The 21844-nt window shown below is 40.1% G+C and carries 22 protein-coding genes and 1 tRNA gene; 21 read left to right on the plus strand and 2 right to left on the minus strand.

The features are described from left to right. The 6 genes from FAZ25_RS03455 to FAZ25_RS03480 all read left to right on the plus strand — a co-directional run bounded on the left by FAZ25_RS03455 (nucleotide 1) and on the right by FAZ25_RS03480 (nucleotide 5649). Nucleotides 1–1395 (plus strand): flavocytochrome c, encoded by a 1395-nt coding sequence (locus FAZ25_RS03455; RefSeq protein WP_048801655.1) that lies wholly within the window; start codon nucleotides 1–3, stop codon nucleotides 1393–1395. A 27-nt stretch (nucleotides 1396–1422) separates the two neighbouring features. Beyond that, nucleotides 1423–2844, plus strand: a complete 1422-nt coding sequence (locus FAZ25_RS03460) for an anion permease (RefSeq protein ID WP_048801656.1) — start codon at nucleotides 1423–1425, stop codon at nucleotides 2842–2844. A gap of 375 nt (nucleotides 2845–3219) precedes the next feature. Then, nucleotides 3220–3618 (plus strand): CrcB family protein, encoded by a 399-nt coding sequence (locus tag FAZ25_RS03465; RefSeq protein ID WP_012305441.1) that lies wholly within the window; start codon nucleotides 3220–3222, stop codon nucleotides 3616–3618. Further along, nucleotides 3615–3956, plus strand: a complete 342-nt coding sequence (locus tag FAZ25_RS03470) for a CrcB family protein (RefSeq protein WP_004902086.1) — start codon at nucleotides 3615–3617, stop codon at nucleotides 3954–3956. Before FAZ25_RS03465 ends, FAZ25_RS03470 begins: the two co-directional genes overlap by 4 nt. A gap of 48 nt (nucleotides 3957–4004) precedes the next feature. After that, nucleotides 4005–4886 carry a DegV family protein gene (locus FAZ25_RS03475; RefSeq protein ID WP_004902085.1) on the plus strand — a complete coding sequence of 294 codons (882 nt, stop codon included), beginning with the start codon at nucleotides 4005–4007 and terminating at the stop codon, nucleotides 4884–4886. Between the two features lie 124 nt (nucleotides 4887–5010). After that, nucleotides 5011–5649 (plus strand): hemolysin III family protein, encoded by a 639-nt coding sequence (locus FAZ25_RS03480; protein WP_004902083.1) that lies wholly within the window; start codon nucleotides 5011–5013, stop codon nucleotides 5647–5649. A 103-nt stretch (nucleotides 5650–5752) separates the two neighbouring features. Here FAZ25_RS03480 and FAZ25_RS03485 read toward each other — a convergent pair. Next, nucleotides 5753–5825: transfer RNA gene (locus tag FAZ25_RS03485), tRNA-Lys, on the minus strand. 178 nt (nucleotides 5826–6003) lie between these two features. On the opposite strand from FAZ25_RS03485, the gene FAZ25_RS03490 reads away from it, so the two are divergent. Further along, nucleotides 6004–6852: an undecaprenyl-diphosphate phosphatase gene (locus FAZ25_RS03490; protein WP_004902081.1), complete on the plus strand. Its 849-nt coding sequence runs from the start codon at nucleotides 6004–6006 to the stop codon at nucleotides 6850–6852. Nucleotides 6853–6918: 66 nt separating this feature from the next. Here FAZ25_RS03490 and FAZ25_RS03495 read toward each other — a convergent pair whose 3' ends face one another. Beyond that, entirely contained in the window at nucleotides 6919–7587 is a 669-nt protein-coding gene (locus tag FAZ25_RS03495) for an NAD(P)H-hydrate epimerase (protein WP_004902079.1), read from the minus strand. A gap of 132 nt (nucleotides 7588–7719) precedes the next feature. On the opposite strand from FAZ25_RS03495, the gene FAZ25_RS03500 reads away from it, so the two are divergent. The 14 genes from FAZ25_RS03500 (at nucleotide 7720) to phnE (ending at nucleotide 21840) form a co-directional block, all read left to right on the plus strand. After that, a complete protein-coding gene (locus FAZ25_RS03500; RefSeq protein ID WP_004902077.1) occupies nucleotides 7720–8343 on the plus strand; it encodes a carbonic anhydrase family protein in 624 nt (207 codons plus the stop codon). A 92-nt stretch (nucleotides 8344–8435) separates the two neighbouring features. Further along, entirely contained in the window at nucleotides 8436–9947 is a 1512-nt protein-coding gene (locus FAZ25_RS03505) for a peptide chain release factor 3 (RefSeq protein WP_040177485.1), read from the plus strand. A 515-nt stretch (nucleotides 9948–10462) separates the two neighbouring features. Then, the gene (locus FAZ25_RS03510) at nucleotides 10463–11740 is read left to right on the plus strand and encodes a solute carrier family 23 protein (protein WP_036058429.1); all 1278 of its coding nucleotides are present in this window, start codon (nucleotides 10463–10465) and stop codon (nucleotides 11738–11740) included. A 405-nt stretch (nucleotides 11741–12145) separates the two neighbouring features. Further along, nucleotides 12146–12871: a F0F1 ATP synthase subunit A gene (gene atpB / locus FAZ25_RS03515; protein WP_004905003.1), complete on the plus strand. Its 726-nt coding sequence runs from the start codon at nucleotides 12146–12148 to the stop codon at nucleotides 12869–12871. Nucleotides 12872–13035: 164 nt separating this feature from the next. Continuing rightward, a complete protein-coding gene (gene atpE, locus FAZ25_RS03520) occupies nucleotides 13036–13263 on the plus strand; it encodes a F0F1 ATP synthase subunit C (protein WP_004902064.1) in 228 nt (75 codons plus the stop codon). A gap of 26 nt (nucleotides 13264–13289) precedes the next feature. After that, nucleotides 13290–13799 carry a F0F1 ATP synthase subunit B gene (gene atpF, locus FAZ25_RS03525; RefSeq protein WP_004902062.1) on the plus strand — a complete coding sequence of 170 codons (510 nt, stop codon included), beginning with the start codon at nucleotides 13290–13292 and terminating at the stop codon, nucleotides 13797–13799. A gap of 11 nt (nucleotides 13800–13810) precedes the next feature. Next, nucleotides 13811–14353 carry an ATP synthase F1 subunit delta gene (atpH, locus tag FAZ25_RS03530; protein WP_048801658.1) on the plus strand — a complete coding sequence of 181 codons (543 nt, stop codon included), beginning with the start codon at nucleotides 13811–13813 and terminating at the stop codon, nucleotides 14351–14353. 12 nt (nucleotides 14354–14365) lie between these two features. Beyond that, the gene (gene atpA / locus FAZ25_RS03535; protein WP_004904999.1) at nucleotides 14366–15880 is read left to right on the plus strand and encodes a F0F1 ATP synthase subunit alpha; all 1515 of its coding nucleotides are present in this window, start codon (nucleotides 14366–14368) and stop codon (nucleotides 15878–15880) included. Nucleotides 15881–15895: 15 nt separating this feature from the next. Beyond that, nucleotides 15896–16804, plus strand: coding sequence for a F0F1 ATP synthase subunit gamma (locus FAZ25_RS03540; RefSeq protein ID WP_004902056.1), 909 nt, complete (start codon nucleotides 15896–15898; stop codon nucleotides 16802–16804). A 113-nt stretch (nucleotides 16805–16917) separates the two neighbouring features. Continuing rightward, on the plus strand, nucleotides 16918–18318 hold the full coding sequence (gene atpD, locus FAZ25_RS03545; protein WP_004902054.1) for a F0F1 ATP synthase subunit beta: 1401 nt from the start codon (nucleotides 16918–16920) through the stop codon (nucleotides 18316–18318). Nucleotides 18319–18332: 14 nt separating this feature from the next. Continuing rightward, a complete protein-coding gene (locus tag FAZ25_RS03550; RefSeq protein ID WP_004902052.1) occupies nucleotides 18333–18782 on the plus strand; it encodes a F0F1 ATP synthase subunit epsilon in 450 nt (149 codons plus the stop codon). Between the two features lie 323 nt (nucleotides 18783–19105). Continuing rightward, nucleotides 19106–20152, plus strand: coding sequence for a phosphate/phosphite/phosphonate ABC transporter substrate-binding protein (locus FAZ25_RS03555; RefSeq protein ID WP_192269782.1), 1047 nt, complete (start codon nucleotides 19106–19108; stop codon nucleotides 20150–20152). Between the two features lie 120 nt (nucleotides 20153–20272). Next, nucleotides 20273–21019, plus strand: a complete 747-nt coding sequence (phnC, locus tag FAZ25_RS03560; protein ID WP_040190669.1) for a phosphonate ABC transporter ATP-binding protein — start codon at nucleotides 20273–20275, stop codon at nucleotides 21017–21019. Further along, on the plus strand, nucleotides 21019–21840 hold the full coding sequence (gene phnE / locus FAZ25_RS03565; RefSeq protein ID WP_004902047.1) for a phosphonate ABC transporter, permease protein PhnE: 822 nt from the start codon (nucleotides 21019–21021) through the stop codon (nucleotides 21838–21840). The genes phnC and phnE overlap by 1 nt, the downstream gene beginning before the upstream one ends. Nucleotides 21841–21844: the final 4 nt, after the last annotated feature.

Raw genomic sequence — 21844 nt, forward strand, 5'->3', positions numbered from 1 at the left:
ATGGCTAAGTTTATTTTTCCAAAGACAAATATTTCTGATTTAAAAGATACATATGATTTTGTTGTGATTGGTTCTGGCGCTGCTGGTATGACAGCGGCTCTGCAAGCACAAGAATTGGGATTAGATGTTGCAATTGTTGAAAAACTATCAGTTTTGGGCGGCAATTCAAATCGTGCCTCATCAGGCATGAATGCAGTGGAAACATTTGTTCAATTAAATCATGGCATTGTTGATTCTCAAGCGTCTTTTTATGATGATACGTTAAAAGGTGGTGGCGGTACAAATGATAAGAGCTTATTATCTTATTTTGCGACGCACACGGAGTCTGCAATCGATTGGTTATACAACCACAATATTAACTTAACAGACATTACGGCCACAGGGGGGATGTCACAAAAGCGTGCACATCGGCCAAATGATAAATCGGCTGTCGGCAGTTATCTTGTTAAGGGATTACAAAAGCAATTGGCTTATAAACAGATTCCGTTGTTTGATGAAACAGAAGTGATTGCACTTCAGAAATCAGCCGATCGAATTACTGGGTTGACAGTGCGAAATGCTGAAATAGGTGAAAAAACAATTCAAGCCAAGGCGGTGCTTATCGCGGCAGGGGGCTTTGCTCAGAATCGTGACATGCTAGCTGAGTATGCACCTGAATTGTTAGATTTAAAAACAACAAATCATCCTGGTGCCACAGGTGATGGTATGAAACTGGCGACGGCTGTCGGTGGTGCCTTAGTTGATATGAAGAAAATTCAGATCCATCCAACAGCGCAACAAGATACTGATCATGTATATTTAATTGGTGAAGGTGTACGAGGCGAAGGCGCTGTTCTAGTTAACCGTGCGGGTCAACGTTTTGTCAATGAAATGACAACACGAGATAAAGTAACAGCTGCTATCAATGATTTACAGGAAGATGGGGCAACATTAATTCTAGACCAAGGTATTCGAGAAGCCTTTACAGCGATTGATTTTTATCTAGCCGTTGGTTTGGTTATGTCTGGCGACACATTGGCAGAATTGGCTGATAAAGCAGACTTAGACGCTGATAATTTAGCAAAAACCATTGCACAGTGGAATGCTGCCCAAGAAGAGGGAAAAGATACAGAATTTGGCCGTCAAACAGCCATGGAACGTGGTATCGTCAAAGCACCTTATTATGCTATTCATATTAAGCCAGCAATTCATTACACAATGGGTGGCGTTAAGATTAATCATTTAGCCGAGGTGCTACGTGAAGATGGGGCAGCCATTAAGGGGTTATATGCTGCAGGCGAAGTAACTGGTGGGTTGCATGGTGACAATCGCATTGGTGGGAACTCAATTGCTGAAACAGTTGTCTTTGGTCGTCAAGCTGGGAAACAAGCTGCCAAATTAGTTTTAGGCTTGTAGATTAGAGACGAAATAGGAAATATTGAAATGAATGCTTTAGAAAAAGTTGATTATCGCAAATTTATTGCGCCGATTGTTGTTGGTTTGATTATTTGGTTTGCTGGTCCCTTGCGCCCAGATGCACTTAGTCTATCAGCATGGCACATGTTTGCAATTTTTGTGGCTACGATTATTGGCTTGGTTACCAAACCCTTGCCTCTGGGAGCCATAGCATTAATTGGTTTTGTTGTAACTGTTTTGACTGGCATTATGCCAATGGAAAAAGCGGTAGCTGGTTTTGGAAACAGTGCCATTTGGCTGATTGTGATGGCATTTTTTATTTCTCGTGGCTTTATTAAAACAGGTTTGGGTCGACGTATTGCTTTAATTTTTGTGCGAGCGTTTGGTAAACAAACGCTGGGCTTAGCCTATGCTTTGTCTGCAGTTGACTTAATTGTTGCTCCCGGCACACCATCTAATACGGCTCGTGCTGGTGGCGTAATGTTTCCTATTATTAAATCATTGGCGCAGACTTTCAATTCAGACCCGGTAGATGGGAGTGAACGGCGCATTGGCGCTTTCTTAATTTTTACAGAATTTCACGCTAATATGATTACTGCAGCTATGTTTTTGACCGCAATGGCTGGAAACCCTATTGCACAAGCTTTTGCTGGAAAGCAAGGTATCCATATTACCTGGATGGGTTGGTTTTTAGCTGCGCTTGTACCTGGATTAATATCACTCATTGTTGTCCCATTTGTTATTTACAAAGTGTACCCACCTGAACAAAAGGCAACACCTGATGCCAAAAATTGGGCAACTGGTGAGTTAGCTACGATGGGTAAAGTATCCAAAGCAGAAACAATGATGATTATTGGTTTTGTATCGGCACTGGTACTCTGGATTACAGGTGCAATAACAGGTATTGATGCGACCACAACTGGATTTCTCGTTATAGGTTTTCTTTTAGTTACTGGTGTCTTATCATGGCAGGATATTCTAAAGGAGTCAGGTGCTTGGAATACGTTATTCTGGTTCTCGGTGCTAGTGATGATGGCGAGTGCTTTGAATACACTTGGATTTATCCCATGGTTATCACAAACGATTGGCAATAGTTTGCATGGTATGAATTGGTTTGTTGTTCTAGTCATTTTAGTGTTAGCTTATTTTTACAGTCATTATTTCTTTGCTTCATCAACTGCGCATGTGTCAGCTATGTATGCAGCATTTTTGGCGGTTGCATTGGCGGCACATGTACCACCGATGCTAGCAGCATTAATGCTAGGATTCTTTGGTAACTTAATGGCGGCCACGACGCACTATTCTTCAGGTCCCGCGCCCATATTATTTGGTTCAGGGTATGTAAAACAAAGCGACTGGTGGCGACTGAATTTTATTTTAGGTCTAATCTACATTGTGATTTGGGTTGGTGTAGGCAGTCTTTGGATGAAATTATTGGGAATGTGGTGATTTTAAAAAGCAGCTTAATTTTTCATAAGCTGCTTTTTATATTATGGTAATCCCTGTGTTTTGATAAACACCCTACTAATAGAAAAAATGAGGGTTACATTGAACCAAATACCATAAAATTGGGTCAAAATACTGTGTTGTGAAAATAGTCCAAAAATTGCCAGTACAACTGATTTAATCATTAGACCTTGAAATTCATACATTGTGACAACAAAACGTATAGGTTTTAACAGAGAAAAGGCAAATAATACAATTAGATACCCTGTTGGTAAGATATAATACGAAAACATAGGCGCTCCTTGACTGAGTTAGTTTGATTATAACAAAGGAGCGTCTTTTTTGCTCATTAAAGGCAAAATTGTTAGAATAGTAAGTATGCAAAAACAACGACTTGATTTAATCGAAATGTTTGTTGTAAGTTTGGGTGGTGGCATTGGCGGTAGTTTGCGTTATTTATTGAGCTTTTTACCAATTGTGGGACAATGGCCATTGATGACAATTTTAATTAATTGGTTAGGCACATTACTGTTAGCAATCCTTGGGTCGTATCTTTCACATCGAAGTAGTCGATTAAAGAGATGGCAAGCATTCCTTGGGACTGGCATATTAGGTGGTTTTACAACGTTTAGTACGATGTTACTCCAGACAGCACAATTGACGCAGAGTAATATAGTCATGGCTGGTTTATACCTTGTTATGACAGTAGTTGGTGGGGTGCTCATGATTATTCTGGGACAGTATATTGGACATGTACTGTGTGGTGAGCGATTATGATAATTTTAATTGCCATATTTGTTGGCTCTAGCATAGGCACATTGTTACGTTACCTTGTGATCACTTTTTGGCCATGGCGAGCAACCTACATCACAGCAGTATTTACCGTCAATATGTTAGGGACATTCTTCATGGGCATATTATACAGCACAAACCAGATACACTTATGGCATAATGTATTATCAGTTGGCGTACTTGGCGGTTTAACCACTTTTAGTACGATGATGACGCAAAGTGCACAACATTCTCGCTCACAACAAATGGTTTATTTATCACTACAAATTGTTGCTGGTCTATTGAGCTTTTGTGTTGGTGTTGTGATTGGTTTAATTTTATAGTTAGCCGGGCCATCTTTAATGATAGCCCGTATACATTGGGAGAAAATAATGTCTAAAATAGCAATTATTAGTGATTCTGCATCTACAATACCTGCGACGTTACGCAATCGCTATCATATTTTTCAAGTTAACGATCCCATTATCTTTGGCGATGAAGTCTATAAAGAGACGATTGATATTCAGGGACTGGGTCAATTGGTTAAAATGATGAAAGAAAAGAATATGGTGGCTTCAACTTCGCAACCGGCGCCAGGTGATTGGGAGGAAGCCTTGAATGCTGCGAAAGCTTCAGGATATGACGCAGCATTGATTATTCCGATTTCTTCTGGGCTTTCGGGTGCTTATCAGACAGCACAAGCAGTAGCCTCAAGTTATGATGGGATGACTGAAGTGTGTGCTTGGGATTCTAAATTTGCAGTTATGGGTTCTGGTATGCAAGCTGTGATGGCAGCTGTGATGGCAGAAAATGGGCGATCGATGGCTGATATTTTAACATCATTGGAGACACTACGTGAAACGTTTGATGTACGGTTTGTTGTGAATGATATTTCTCATCTTCAACGTACGGGGAGACTATCTCGTGGCGCAGCACTTGTCGGCGGTCTGCTGAACATTAAGCCAATTTTATCGATGGACATCCAAGGGGAAGGTAAGATTGGTGCGGTTGGGAAAGCTCGGAAGATGAGTGGGGCCTTGAAAGAAATTAAAATAGCACTCAATCAATATCTGACACAAGTCGATTTCCCTGTACGTGCTATAGTTGTTGATGGTAACGATCCAAAGCTTGGCGATAAATGGCTAAAGGATTTGCAAGCTGAGTATCCAACCGTTAAGTTTGAGCGTGGTGAGTTGGGCGCTTATATTGGCGTACACACTGGTGATGGTGCGATGGGTGTATTATGGGCACGTGATTGGGAAACACTAGTATAAGTAGCGTTAAAAACAGTGAGCCAAAAGAATGGGCCACTGTTTTTATATGCGCTGATTTACTAACCGATAGATAGTAAATCAATGGTATAATGAAGATACTAAATTGATTTATGGGGACAACTAAATGCAACGATCTAAACGTTATCATATTGTCTATGAAGTATTGAACGCGGTCACACATGGTTTGGGCTTCTTATTAGCTGTTTTAGCAGGAATTTTATTAATTTTTCATATTTTGCGTCGCCCTGTCACGGCTTTTGAAATCACGGCCATTGCTATTTACGTTGGAACCGTTGGTTTCTTCTTATTGGCTTCAACGTTATTTCATTCGCTCGTTTTTACACGTGCTGCAAAAGTATTTCAATTCTTTGATCATGCAGGTATTTATCTCGTTATCTTAGGAAGCTATACACCATATACATGGCTGTTGATTAAGGGCTGGGTTGGCTGGTCAATATGGGGTGCCATCCTTGCTATGACAATTGCCGGTTTTGTTTATGACTTATTTTTTGTTGGTCGTTGGCCGTGGGTGTCAGTGACTATTTATCTGGTTATGGGTTGGCTGATTGTTCTGGCAATGCCTGTTTTGTGGGGCGTGTTATCACATACAGCATTTTGGTTGTTATTAGCTGGTGGCCTGACTTATTCAGCCGGAACAATCTTCTATTTGATACCACAGATACCGATGGGTCACGTTTACTGGCATGTATTTGTCTTAGGTGGTGCAGCGTTGATGTTTATTAGTATTTATATTAGTCTCTAATAATATTAGTTGGCACAATAAAAACGCTTACTTTGTAAAGTAAGCGTTTTTTAGATACAAAAAGACCAGTCATCAAGTAGACGACTGGTCTGTCTTTTAAGGATGGACAGTCAGGGGCTCGAACCCTGGACCCACGGATTAAGAGTCCGTTGCTCTACCAACTGAGCTAACTGTCCATATTACTGAATTGCCTTAAGCAACATATAATATAATAACATGCGCCTTTTTTAAAAGCAAGACTTTAAAAAAATATTCTATGAAACAGGTGTTCGATAGCGAAATAACAGGATATAGGATAGAATAAAAGAAGTTAAATTGGAAGGAAACGTGTCATCATAACACGTCATCAGGCATATGTTCGATTTTATAAAATCAATTATTATTGGTATTGTTGAAGGCTTGACAGAGTTTCTGCCAGTATCTTCTACAGGTCACATCATTTTAGCTGAGGCTTTAATGAAAATTCCGGGTGGGATGGTATGGACTAAAAGTTTCACCGCAGTGTTTGATTATGCCATTCAACTCGGCGCAATATTTGCCGTTATTCAACTATATTTCCATAAATTAAATCCTTTTTCGCCACGTAAAACATCTCGCGAGCAGTTTCAAACATGGCGTTTATGGATTAAAGTCATTGTTGGTGTTTTACCGGCTATGGTATTTGGTTTGTTGTTAAATAACTTTATGGATGCGCATTTATTAAATCCATGGGTTGTGTCTGCAACATTGATTATCTACGGTATTGCCTTTATTGTTATTGAAAATCGCCAAAAAAATATTGCGCCAGTGGTAACAGAAGTGAATCGTATCACATTTAAAATGGCCCTCTTCATTGGACTATTCCAAGTATTGTCTTTGGTACCTGGTACTTCACGCTCTGGGGCAACCATTTTAGGCGCCGTTATTTTAGGGGCATCACGATTTGTTGCCGCTGAATTTTCATTTTTCCTATCAATTCCTGTGATGTTTGGAGTGACTATCCTTAAGGTTGGCAGTTTCCTACTTAAGGGTGGCTCATTTACTGGTGCGCAACTCTTTGTCATGTTGATAGGGTTTGTTGTGTCATGGGTTGTTGCGTTGTTTGCTATTAAAGTGATGATGCGTTATATCCAAAACAATGACTTTAAGATTTTCGGTTGGTACCGTATTGTTGTTGGTATTCTCTTCTTGATTTTGGGCATTGCTGGCTTGGTCAAAATGTAAATCTTGTGATTGTTTTGAAAAAAATGATGATATAAAAAGCAGCGGAACAATTAGTTCCGCTGCTTTTTATGTTGTGGCAATATTGTCAGGAGTTACTGTGGTAAATGTAAAGTCTTCTGGCAAGCGTAAGCCGATATCTTTAACGATGACGTTACCAGAAAGATAACCACCAACATTTTGTGTTAAGCCAACTTTATTGTACCCAAAAGTAACGGTTGTGTGTGCTTTTAACGCCGCACCACGCACTTCACCTGTCGTGGCATCAATACCAGTTGGGATGTCAACGGCAATAACTGTTTTTTCAATGTGGTTAGCGGCTTTAATCATTTTTTGTAAGCCTTCAGGGAGTGTGTTGTTGAGGCCGACGCCAAAAATAGCATCAACAATTAAAGTTGCTTCGTTAAAATCACTTTTTTCAGCTCTTATCAGTCCGTAGTTCTCGATAATTTGTAGTTGCTGTTGGACACTGGCCTTGGCACGCGAAACGTTACCAACAAATTGTAATGATACATTGAATCCTTGGGTGTAAAGTAGGCGAGCAATGGCAATGCCATCGGCACCATTATTACCTAAACCTGCCAAAACTAGTATATGATCTAAATTAAAATGGCCAGCACCAATCACATCAATCACTGACATTGCAGCCCGCTCGATGAGCACGTTTTGTGGCATGCCAATGGTTTCAATAGTGTAGCTATCAATTTGTTGCATCTCAGCAGCAGTTACAAGTTGCATAATATCACTTTTCTTTCCAAATCTTAGTCTTATTATACAGGATTATCTTGTCAAACGTGAGCCAATTATTTGTTTTTAACACGTTCGTACTAATCTTTGATAAAATAGAAAGAAATCTTTTGGAGTCAAATCATGAAGCATTTGGATTATAGTCAACAAAGTACATGGCATGAAGCTGGCGAAACACCATTACAGTCACCAATCAATATTGAGAGTAAACAACTGGTTGATGAAGGTACTGATCATTTGAACATGGTGTTTACAGGTAAAACACAATATGAAGACCGTGTTGTGGGTGAACAATTTTTGGTGTCAGGGACGTTACAAGTAGACGGACAAACATGGCAATTGGAACGTATACATTTTCATGAAGGCGCAGAGCATCTGATTGATGGTTATCGACATGACGCTGAAACACATTTTGTTTACTTAAATGGCGACAAAGTCTTAGTTGTGGCAGCTTTTGCCGATGTTTCAAAAACAGCAACAACACACACGATTATCCAAGATATTTACCATACGTCAATTGCGGCAACGCGCTTAATCGAATTATTGCCTCAAGATCATTCCTATTATCGTTACACTGGTTCTCTCACGACACCGCCATTGGGACAAGATGTCACTTGGTTAGTATTGAAGCAGCCAATTGTCATTAGTTCAGCTGAATTAGCATTATTACATGAAAAATATCCGAATAACTATCGTGACGTACAACATATTGCTGCGCGCGACGTTAAAGTCGTTGCTGATCGTTAAAATTTAAAAAGTAACAGCATGCTGTTTGGCTAATCGGTAACGGTTGGCTTTTTCTGTTGTGAAACACTGGTATATCAGGTAAACTAGATTTTATGGAAAACTTTCAAGAACAATTACAAAACCGTCGGACATTTGCTATCATTTCTCACCCAGATGCAGGTAAAACGACATTAACTGAACAACTATTATTACACGGCGGTGTGATTCGTGAGGCTGGAACAGTCAAGGGTCGCGGATCTCATAAGTTGGCTTCCTCAGATTGGATGGCAATCGAACAACAGCGTGGTATTTCGGTGACCTCTTCGGTCCTACAATTCGATTATGATGGGAAACGCATTAATATTTTAGATACACCTGGACACGAGGATTTTTCCGAAGATACTTATCGTACGTTGATGGCAGTTGATTCTGTCGTCATGGTTGTCGATGCGGCAAAGGGTATCGAACCACAAACAAAAAAGTTGTTTGAAATTGTTGCTCAGCGTGGTATTCCTGTCTTTACTTTTTTTAACAAAATTGACCGTGACGCACGTCCAGCTTTAGATTTAGTGGACGAGTTAGAGTCTATTTTGGGGATACAAGCTTATCCTATGAACTGGCCGGTGGGATCAGGTCAAATTTTACAAGGTATTTATGACCTGCAAAATGATCAAATGGTGCCATTTAAAAATGCCACGGCTCATCCAGAAGTTGTTACTGAAACAATGGATGAAATTGAGTTATTGCGTGATGCTGGGAATGCTTTTGACCAAGAAGCAATCAGTCGTGGTAAGTTGACACCTGTATTCTTTGGGTCCGCATTAGTTAATTTTGGTGTAACCGAATTTTTGCGTGAGTATTTAACTTATGCACCAGCACCATCGGCGATGGGCACAGTTGATGGTCAGCAAGTAACACCAGATAAGCCACAATTTACAGGATTTGTGTTCAAAATTCAGGCAAATATGGATCCGCGTCATCGTGACCGTATTGCCTTTGTTCGTATTGTCTCAGGCGAGTTTAGTCGTGGTATGGACGTCACTTTACAGCGTAACGGTAAGAAGCTGAAATTATCCAATGTAACGCAGTTCATGGCTGAAGAACGTGAAAATGTTCAGACAGCGGTGCCTGGCGACATTATTGGTGTTTATGATACAGGTAATTTCCAGATTGGCGACACCATCTATGCCGGTAAACAAGCTGTACAGTTCCCAGACTTACCAACATTTACACCAGAGCTATTCAACCGTGTCATTGCTAAAGATGTGATGAAACAAAAATCATATCATAAAGGCATTGAACAATTAGTCCAAGAAGGCACGATTCAGCTTTATAAGTCTTGGCAAGGCAGTGATTACATTATTGGTGCCGTTGGTCAACTGCAGTTTGAAGTTTTCCAATTCCGTATGGAAAACGAATACAATGTTGAAATTCAATTTGAGTCAATTGGGTCAAAAGTTGCTCGTTGGATAGCACCAGAACAACTAGATGAGAAGATGGCTTCAAGCCGTAACTTGTTGGTTAAAGACCGCTACGATCAGCCAGTATTTCTATTCGAAAATAAGTTTGCAATGAATTGGTTCCACGATAAATATCCAGAAGTTAAATTAGAAGAAAAAATGTAATGCGATGTCAAAGCATTGTTTTTTTTAATAGTTATTGTAAGCGCTTTCACACTATGATATAATTAAGGTAACAAAAGCAAAGGAGGCCGTGAATGACGCAAAGTAAATTATTTGAATTCGACATATCATTGGCCGGCATCTTGTGAACAATGATTAGTGATTAATTTGATGCCAGTAAAGCATAACAAGAGCCAATGTTTCGAGCAGTTAATCTGAGTTATAAAAACCTGCCACTGTGATATGATTTAATTAAGAGCAGATGATACGCATCTGGACACTATCAACGCGATTTACAGGTGTGCAGGTTGGCAAGGTACGAGAAATCGGCCAGATATGTCGGAGTCAAGTCTCAAAAGCGTGCGTTTGCTGCGCACCATAATAATTGAATAAACAAAACCTGACATTGTTTAACAACATGTCAGGTTTTTAGTTTATAATGGTATCGTTTAGATTTATTATTGTTAACGGTAAAAGATTGAGGAGGAAGCGAACGCTTGGGTGTTCGCACTAACATTATGGCAGCAAAACCCGATAATCATGCAATTTACGATTTGCATGATAAACCACCATTTCTTACTTGGCTAGGACTTTCATTACAGCATCTGTTTTCAATGTTTGGTGCCACAGTCTTGGTACCATTATTAGTAGGGCTTAATCCAGGGGTCGCATTATTTACATCTGGCATTGGCACACTATTACATTTATTGATTACACGTGGTAAAGTACCAGCTTATATGGGCTCTAGTTTTGCGTTTATTATTCCAATGGCCTCGTTGATGAAGACAGTGGGTTATCCGGCAGTGGCACAGGGAATTATTGCTGTTGGTCTAGTCTATTTGGTTGTTGCATTGATTATAACAGTTACAGGAACAGGCTGGTTGGATACGATATTTCCACCCGAAGTGGTCGGCCCTATTATTATGGTGATTGGCTTAAGTTTAGCCGGTTCTGCGGCTACTTCTGCTACGATGATTAATGGAAAATATGATTGGAAAGTGTTTGTCGTCGCATTATTAACGTTATTAGCCACAGTTGCTTTTAATATGTTCTTGAAGGGTTTTCTTGGTTTACTACCGGTTTTATTAGGCATTGTATTCGGTTATCTCATGGCATTAGTTTTTGGGCTTGTTGATTTGTCTCCCGTTGCTACAGCGCATTGGTTCCAATTGCCAAATTATGAAACATTCATCGGTAAAAATGGTTTTCACTTTTATCCTGCGGCAGTGCTCAGTATGGCACCACTAGCATTGGTGACGTTATCCGAGCATTTAGGTCACTTGATGGTGCTTTCAAAAATTACAGGACATGATTTTTTTGTCAATCCAGGCTTGAAACGCACATTAACCGGTGATGGTACAGCTTCGGTTGTTGCTGGATTAGTTGGTGGCCCAGCAGTCACCTCTTATGGTGAAAATATTGGTGTGATGCAACTTAGTCGTGTGTATTCTGTATGGGTAATTGGTGGGGCAGCATTCTTTGCGGTTATCTTCAGTTTTGTAGGTAAGTTATCTGCTTTAATTTCAACTATTCCTGGGGCGGTTACGGGCGGTGTTGGCTTTATGTTATACGGTGTTATTGCAGCCGCTGGCTTGCAAGTGCTGGTTGATAATAAAGTTGATTATAGTAAAAAACGTAATCTCATGATTGCAGCACCCGTACTCGTCATTGGTATTGGTAACTTCCATTTGCAATTAAGCGCACAAATGGATTTTTCAGGCGTTGCTATTGCAACCTTACTGGGCATTTTATTAAATCTATTATTGCCTAAAGTGGCGGCCAGTGATCGCCATTAAAAAACACGACATTTTGTCGTGTTTTTTGTTTTTTAAATCACAAAACAGAGAGAAATATTTCGTTTTTAAGCTTTAGTGTCTAAAATGTTGTCTTGTATTTTTCGTTGTCAATGACACAGTTTGCGATAATACGTGTCAGAAGTTTTTATCATAAATGGTATATAATGTGCCCAATAGTAAGAGCTTTTAACGTTTTTAAGGGGATTAAATAAATTGTAACTTTTAATAATTACGCAGTAAAAACCATTTTACCAACGTTTAACAAAAGACGTGAATAACTCTTTGTGAAAAAGTGACACAAAACGGTTGTATTTCAATTTCAAAAGCGTATTATAGATTTATATGTTATGACGAATAGCCGTTTACGACCATTTCGCCAAATTTATATGAGAAAGGAGAAGGCGCATGGATGACCCTACGGCACCGTTTGAGTTTCTAGGTCTCACATTTGATTGGGGCACGATACTTTCAACGTTGCTGGCTATGGCAATCGTTGTGATTGTATCGATTGTGCTAACACGTAAACCGTCATTGCGACCAGGTAAGCGACAAAATGTCATTGAATACTTACTTGATTTCACTAATGGTATTGTGGGTGGACAATTGCCAAAGAAGCAGGCACGTCAATTTGGTTTGTATGCATTTACGTTGTTTTTCTTCATCGTAGTATCAAACGAAATGGGCTTGTTGCTTCAATTGCAGGGGACTGATGGTGTGACCTATATCAAGTCACCCACAGCAAACCCGATCGTGACGATGACGTTAGCTATTATGTCTTTGATGGTTGCACACGGTATGGGCGTACAACAACTAGGCTTTAAGGGATACCTTAAAAACATGTTGTTAACACCATATTCTTGGATGTTACCACTTAATATCATTGAACAACTAGCTAATTTCTTGACGTTATCACTGCGTTTGTTCGGTAATATTTTCGCTGGTGAAATGTTACTGACACTCGTGGCTAATAGTTTAGCTTGGCCAGGACACCTGAATGGTTTCTGGACAGTGCTAGCATTGCCGATTGAAATGGTCTGGCAAGGCTTTTCACTATTTATCGGTGGGATTCAGGCTTATGTCTTTGTAATCTTAACTGGTGTGTTTATTGCCCAATTGTCGGGTAATGAATAATGGTGATCAAGCAAATGAGATTTGTGCCACAAGTTGACTAGAAATACTCAATTTATGACACAAGTTGGTTTGTTAATTACGCGGGAGCGTTTCATCTAATCAAAATGGAAATGTGCTGATTAACGTCATGGTCTAATCAGTATTCTATAATAAGGAGTAATCTCATGGATTTGCACAATCTTGGTGTAATCGCAGCGGGTCTTGCAGCCGCTGGAGCCGCTGTTGGTGGTGGTATTGGTAACGGTGTTTTGATTTCACAATTCTTGGCAGGTATGAGTCGTCAACCTGAACTTGAAAGCCGTTTGTTGTCACGTATGTTCTTGGGTGTCGCATTGGTCGAAGTTATGCCAATTTTGTCAATTGTCTTCGCCTTCATGTTGATGGGCAAGTAATCACAAGTATATAGTGGAGGAAAATCATGTTTGGTTTAACAACCTTAGCAGCAAACAAATTACCATTAGGTAATATGCTGTTTATTATCATTTCATTCCTCGTGTTGATGGTTATTTTGAAGAAAGTGGCTTACGGGCCATTGACAAAAGTTCTTGATGAACGTGCTGAAAAAATTTCAACTGACATTGATGGTGCTGAATCAGCACGTCAAGAAGCTGAAAATTTGGCAGCACAACGGCAAAGTGAGTTAGCTGACACACGTCAACAAGCAACTAAGGTTGTTGCTGACGCGAAGGCTAGTGCACAAAAGCAAAGCGATGCATTAGTTGCTGTAGCTGCTGAACGTGCAAACACGATTAATCAGCAAGCACAAACTGATGCTGAAAAGCTCAAGGAAGACGCAATTGCTAATGCAAAAAATGATGTAGCAGCGCTATCTGTAGCGATTGCTTCAAAACTTATGCAGAAGGAATTATCGTTAAATGATCAACAAGCATTAATTGATGCTTACATTTCAGATTTAGAAACTAAATAAGGAGTATTGGGATGGCAACAAATCTTAAAGATATCGCTGACCAATACGCCAAAGCAATTTTTGAATTATCTAGTGAACAAGACAATGTTGAAGACACACGCAAAGATTTAGATACCTTAAAAGTGGTTTTTGAAAACAATCCGAACTTTGTGACGGTTGTGAGTTCAAATGACATCAACAGTGAGGCACGTGATGGTCTGCTAACAACATTGACGACAGGTGCCTCAGAAGCCATTCAAAATTTGGTTAAGCTGCTGGCTTATAATAATCGTTTAAATCTTTTGACACAAATCGTGACATCTTTTGAAGATTATTATAATGATGCACATGGCATTGTTAATGTTGTGGCCACAACGGCCGTTGCACTAGATGAGACACGTTTAGATAAATTAGCAGCAGTTTTTGCTTCTAAAACAGGTGCGAAGCATGTTAATTTAACTAATAATGTGGATGAAAGTATTATTGGTGGTGTGATTTTACAGTCACAATCAACACTAATTGACGGAAGTTTACAAACAAAAATTGCCAAAATGAAGGCACAATTATTAGGTTAGTGAGGAAAAATAATGGCTATTCAAGCTGAAGAAATTTCTGCTTTAATTAAGCAACAGCTCGAAAAGTTCGACACAACGCTAACTGTAGAAGAAGTGGGAACTGTTACCTATATTGGTGATGGTGTGGCACGTGCAACTGGCTTAGCAAATGCTATGGCTGGTGAACTACTTGAATTTGCCAATGGTACATTCGGGATGGCCCAAAACCTCGAGTCAAGCGAAGTTGGAATCATCATTCTTGGTGGTTTTGATGATATTCGTGAGGGTGACACAGTTAAGCGTACCGGCCGTATTATGGAAGTGCCGGTTGGCGAACAATTGATTGGACGCGTAGTAAATGCATTAGGACAGCCAATTGATGGCTTGGGCGAAATCAAGACGGATAAGTTCCGTCCGGTTGAAGTCAAGGCACCAGGTGTCATGCAACGTAAATCAGTTTTCGAGCCATTACAAACAGGTATTAAAGCGATTGATGCGCTTGTTCCGATTGGACGAGGACAGCGTGAATTAATTATCGGTGATCGTAAGACAGGAAAAACGTCTTTGGCCATTGATACAATTTTGAATCAAAAAGATCAAAACATGATTGTTATTTATGTTGCGATTGGTCAAAAAGATTCAACCGTTCGTACACAAGTTGAGACATTACGTCAAATGGGCGCAATGGATTACACAATTGTTGTTAATGCTGGACCTTCAGAGCCAGCACCAATGCTATATTTGGCACCCTATGTTGGGGCAGCAATGGGTGAAGAATTCATGTATAACGGTAAGCATGTTTTGATTGTTTATGATGATTTGTCAAAGCAAGCAACAGCTTATCGTGAATTGTCATTGATTCTTCGTCGACCACCAGGACGTGAAGCATACCCTGGTGATGTGTTCTACTTGCATTCACGTTTGCTAGAACGTGCCGCCAAGTTATCAGATGAATTAGGTGGCGGTTCAATGACGGCTTTGCCTATTATTGAGACACAGGCTGGCGATGTATCTGCTTATATTCCAACAAACGTTATCTCAATCACAGATGGTCAAGTCTTCTTGGACGCTGATCAATTCTATGCCGGCGTCCGTCCAGCGATTGATGCTGGAACATCGGTTTCACGTGTTGGTGGTGATGCACAGATTAAGGCAATGAAAAAGGTTGCTGGTACATTACGTTTGGATTTGGCTTCATTCCGTGAACTAGAAAGTTTCGCGCAATTTGGTTCAGATCTTGATGCTGCGACCCAAGCTAAGTTAGCACGTGGTCGTCGAACAGTTGAAGTGTTAAAGCAACCGCTTCATAAGCCAATGCCAGTACAACATCAAGTTATCGTTCTTTATGCGCTAACACATGGATATATTGATGACATTGCCGTTGAAGATATTCAACGTTTCCAAGATGAGTTGATTGCATACGTTGATGCCAATGCGAATGATTTGTTTAAAGTCATCATTGACACGAAGCAATTACCTGAAGAATCAGCTATGAACGCAGCAATTGAAGCCTTTAAGGCTGGATTTGCTGGTTCAGCGGCTGAATAATAGGAGGACGCTGCAATGGCTTCTTTGCAAGATATTCAGCGTCGTATCTCATCCACTAAAAAGACGCGTCAAATAACGAGTGCCATGCAAATGGTCTCAACGGCTAAACTAAGCCAAATTCAACGCTATGGTAGAGGATATCAAGCATACGCCGCACGCCTTGAGGCGGTGGTGGAGCATCTTGTTGCCGCTCACTTGTTTGACAATGCTGATGCCAAGCATATTCCTCTAATTGCGCAACGGCCCATTCGTAAGACGGGTATTTTGGTTGTTACCTCTGATCGTGGTTTGGTTGGATCGTACAATGCCAATGTTATCAAACAAACGAATGCATTAATGGCCCGTTTGAATTTGGATACAACCAATACGGCTATTTTGGCTGTTGGTGGTAATGGGGCTGATTTTTATAAGAAACGTGGCTTTGAAGTCATTTTGGAACACCGTGGTGTTTCAGATGTACCATCGTTTAACGAAATACGTTCAGTAGTTAAAACAGTAACGAGTTTATATGAATCTGAAGTGTTTGATGCACTTCACGTTGTATACAATCACTTTGTTAACCGTTTGACTAGTGAGTATCGCGACGTTCAATTGTTACCGTTAACAGGTGATACGTTGGTCGCAATGGGTGGTACAGAAGCTCACAAAGCAGAGCTAGATATTCAAAGCGCTTATGAAGTCGAACCAGACACAACAGCTGTATTAAATGTTGTGTTGCCGCAGTTTGCACAGAGTTTAGTGTATGAAGCAGTGCTTGATGCTAAAACGGCTGAACATGCAGCTTCATCGACAGCGATGAAAGCAGCGACAGATAATGCTAAAGATCTTATTGGGCGTTTGGAGTTACAGTTCAACCGTGCACGTCAAGCTGCGATTACGACGGAAATTACAGAAATTACAGGTGGTATGGCTGCCTTGGAGTAAATTCATGGGTGCCATACTATTCGATTAAAATGAACTGCATGCGCAGTGATTAAAAACGCGACAATGCTTGTGAGAGTGTTGTTGGCTGTTCTAAATTTGAAAGGAAAACGACAATGAGTACTGGAAAAGTCGTACAAGTGATTGGTCCGGTCGTCGATGTTGCGTTTGAATCAGGTCAACAAGTACCTGATATTAACAATGCGCTTAAAATCGACAAGGGCGACGGCCAAACATTGACAGTTGAAGTCTCATTAGCACTAGGTGATGGTATTGTCCGCACTATTGCTATGGATTCAACTGATGGCCTTCAACGTGGTATGTCGGTAACTGATACAGGGGATGCTATTAAAGTGCCTGTCGGTGAAGCCACATTAGGACGTGTTTTCAATGTGTTAGGTGAACCAGTGGATAATAACGGTGAAATTGCCGCAGAGACACCACGTCATTCTATCCATCGAGATGCCCCTAGTTATGATGACCTAGCAAATTCAACAGAAATATTAGAAACTGGTATTAAGGTGATTGACTTATTGGCACCTTATGTTCGTGGTGGAAAAATTGGTCTGTTTGGTGGTGCTGGTGTTGGTAAAACAGTTCTGATTCAGGAATTGATTCATAATATTGCGCAAGGTCATAATGGTATTTCTGTTTTCACGGGTGTTGGTGAACGCACGCGTGAAGGTAATGATATGTACCACGAAATGGCAGAATCAGGCGTTTTGAAACAAACTGCCATGGTTTATGGTCAAATGAATGAGCCACCAGGCGCACGTATGCGTGTTGCTTTGACTGGCTTGACAATGGCTGAAAACTTCCGTGATAGTGAAGGTAAGGATGTGTTGTTGTTTATTGATAACATTTTCCGTTTCACACAAGCTGGTTCAGAAGTTTCTGCGTTGTTGGGTCGTATTCCATCTGCCGTTGGTTATCAGCCAACTTTGGCAACTGAAATGGGACAATTACAAGAACGTATTACATCAACCAAAAAGGGTTCTGTTACATCAATTCAGGCGGTTTATGTGCCTGCCGATGATTATACCGACCCTGCGCCAGCAACGACGTTTGCTCATTTGGATGCTACTACTAACCTGGAACGTGCTTTGACACAACAAGGTATCTATCCAGCTGTTGATCCACTAGCATCAACTTCTTCTGCTTTAGACCCACAAGTTGTTGGTCAAGAACATTATGAAGTGGCCACAGAAGTACAACGTACATTGCAACGTTATCGTGAATTGCAAGATATAATCTCAATTTTGGGAATGGATGAACTTTCAGACGAAGAGAAGACGACCGTCAACCGTGCGCGTCGTATTCAATTCTTCTTGTCACAACCATTCTCTGTTGCCGAAACATTTACCGGTATTAACGGTGAATATGTACCGGTTGCTGAAACTGTACGTTCATTTAAGGAAATCCTTGATGGTAAGTATGATGATTTGCCAGAAGATGCTTTCCGAAATGTAGGTGCGATTGAACAAGTTGTTGAAAAAGCCAAAACAATGGCCCAATAAGGGGGTATTGACTAATGGCAGATGAGACGACAACACCAAAGAAAACAGGAATTACCGTACAAATTGTGACACCAGTAGGTGAAATTTACAACGAAACCAATGTTGAATTGGCCGTTGTTAATACACAGGGTGGTCAAATCGGTATTATGCGTCAGCACGTGCCAATTTTAGCTGCTTTGACAATTAACGAATTACTTGTTAAAAAAGATGGTCAACACGAGACTTTAGCTGTTAATGGTGGTATTGCTGAATTCTCTAATGATTTGTTGACTGTGATTGCAGATAGTGCAGAGACATCTGGTAACATTGATGTGACACGCGCGCAAAGTGCTAAAGAACGTGCTGAAGCGCGTATTGCCCATGCGCAAAATGACAATAATGATGCGGAGTTGAAACGGGCACGTGTTGCTTTAATGCGTGCGGTTAACCGTATTCATGTTGCCGCAATTAGGCAAGGACAATAACGTATTATTTGTTAAATGAAACCGAACATTAAACGTTCGGTTTTTTTTAATGCCGCTTAAGGCTTCTATAAAAGTCAAACGTTCGTCTTCAATGCTTTATTTTCGTTTAATGTTCGGAAAGAGCCGGACGTTTCATTTTAAAATGAGGAAACTATAATTTGGTATAAAGTTATAAGTATATTTTATCTGATATATTGGTAGAGGAAACAAATATACAAACTCTTTACCCAATATCGTCAAAAGCTTGATGATAGTTGTGTACGATAGTAGATGTAGTATTTGTAACATATAAATTACCAATTGGTACACAGGAGAGAAGCATTATGAGCAAGAATGCGAAAACACTCGCAGGCATCGTTATTGTTGTGGTTATTGCGATTGCAGCCTATTTTGGATTTACCCATACAGGGGCAAAGTCGACATCAGATAAAACGATTAAAGATTTGAAAGTCTATTTTGTGCCATCAAAGCAACCTGATAAGATTGTGACAGCAACAGCACCGTTGAAAGGTCTATTGAAAGATCAATTGAAAAAAGAAGGTTATATGGTTGATAATGTTGATATCAAAGTTGGAACAAGCTACGAAGCGGCTGGTGAAGCTTTGACATCAGGCACTGCAGACATCGGCTTTATTCCTGGTGGTACTTATGTCATGTATGAAGATGGTGTCAAGCCACTGCTGACAGCAACACGTGCTGGCCTTAACAAAAACTTCTCTGATGCTGCCAAGTGGAACGACGGTAAGCCAACAGAACAAATCAAAGAACAGTCATCAAAGTACCGCTCAATCTTTATTGCAGGTCCTTCAGCTAAGGGACAAGAGCTAGCTAAAAAAGTTAATGCTGGTCAAAAGTTGACATGGGATGATTTGAGCTCAGCAAAGTGGGGATTGTCTTCAACAACATCGTCTGCTGGTTATATTTACCCATCACTATGGTTGAATAAAAATTATAAGAAGACGGTTGCTGATTTGAAAAACACAGTGACAGTTGATTCATATGGTTCAGGTATGGCGCGTTTGGCTTCAGGACAAATCGATATCATGCCAACTTACGGTGATGCCCGCCGCGACTTTGCTAAGTTGTGGACAACAGATTATCAGCAACCAAAGTCAATATGGGAAGAAACAAATGTTATTGGCGTATCACAAGAAATTTATAACGACACAATTTCCGTATCAAAAAAGTCAAAAACAATGACGCCAGAATTTGAGAAGGCGTTGTCAAAGGCGTTTATTAACTTAGCTAAAACAAAAGAAGGTAAGCAGGTTATTGCCATTTACTCACACGAAGGCTATGAACCAGCTAAAACATCAAATTATGATGGTGAACGTGCAGCACAAAAAGTGTTAAAGAATTCTCAAAAATAATTTGTTACGTACAATGTGACAGATAATTTACTAAATATACCAGAAAAGCAGCGCATACAAGCGCCGCTTTTCTTGCGTTAAGGCCATAAGGGCATGATATAAAAAATTAGGACGGCAACTATGATTAAATTTGAACACGTTTCAAAAACTTACCCCAACGGTGTAAAAGGCCTACAAGACATTAATCTAGAAATTCAAGATGGTGAGTTCATTGGTATTATTGGCATGTCTGGAGCAGGTAAGTCAACATTTATTCGCACAATTAATCGGTTAAATAACATTACTGAAGGTAGCCTAATGGTTGATGGTGTGGAAATTTCAACCTTAAAGGGTCAAGCATTGCGCCAGTATCGTCGCAAAGTTGGTATGATTTTCCAGTCCTACAATTTGGTACCACGTATTTCTGTGATTAAGAATGTGATGAGCTCATTAGTGCCGGATATGCCTTTTTGGCGCGTTTTACTTGGTTTATTTTCTAAGGAAGAAAAAATAAGCGCTTTGGAGGCATTAGATCGTGTCTCGATGCTAGACAAGGCATTTGTACGGACAGACCAACTGTCTGGGGGACAACAACAACGTGTCTCATTGGCACGTACATTAACACAAAATCCAAGTGTTTTATTGGCGGATGAACCGGTGGCGGCATTAGACCCTGTGACGGCTCATGAAGTGATGGATGATTTTAAACGGATCAACGAAGAACTTGGGCAAACTGTTCTGATTAATATTCATCATGTTGACCTAGCCTTAGAATATTCTAAGCGTATTATTGGCATTCGCGCTGGAAAAGTGGTTTATGATGGTCCGGTAAGTGGGATGACACAAGAAATACTAGATGTTATTTATAGTAAAGATGAGGCTGAATAATGGGTTGGTATGATAAGTTATTTGAAGCTGAAAGTTACACATTGGGTAATGGTAAAAAAGTATCTCAAAAATTTACGCGACTACCTCTAATCCTCTTTTTGTTCATTATTGGTATCGCCATATCTGTTTGGGTGACGGGCTTTAGTCTGGTCACTTTATTTACCAACTTTGCAGGATTTTGGAAAATTTTTGGCAGCATGTTTCCACCTAAATTATCTTATTTTATGCAAGTTTGGCGACCATTATTGATGACCATTCAGATGTCATTTTTAGGCTCATTTTTTGGTGCTGTTGTGGCGTTACCTTTTGCCATTCTTGCCGCTAACAATGTGACGAGTAATCGTGTTGTGAATTTAGTTGTGCGTTTTATTTTAACAGTCGTGCGAACAATTCCGACATTAGTCTCAGCATTGATTGCAACTTATATTTTTGGTTTGGGTACGTTTGCTGGTACTGTGGCAATTTTTTTGTTTAGTTTTAGTTTTGTGGGTAAGCAACTGTTTGAATATATTGAAACAGTTGATATGGGTGCCTACGAAGCACTCATTGCCACGGGGGCAAGCCCAGCACGTTCATTTATTACAACGATTTTGCCACAAATATTACCAACGTATCTCTCAACGTCATTATTTGCTTTTGAAGGAAATGTGCGTTATGCCGCCATACTTGGCTATGTTGGCGCTGGTGGCATTGGTATGATTTTGAATGAGAAAATTGGTTGGCGTGAATTCCAGAGTGTCGGAATGATTTTATTGTCAATTTTTGTTGCAGTCGTGATTATTGAAACGACGAGTCAAAAATTGCGAAAGCATTTAAGTTAAGGAG

It is taken from the genome of Leuconostoc sp. LN180020, assembly GCF_014844115.1.
GTDB lineage: Bacteria > Bacillota > Bacilli > Lactobacillales > Lactobacillaceae > Leuconostoc > Leuconostoc citreum.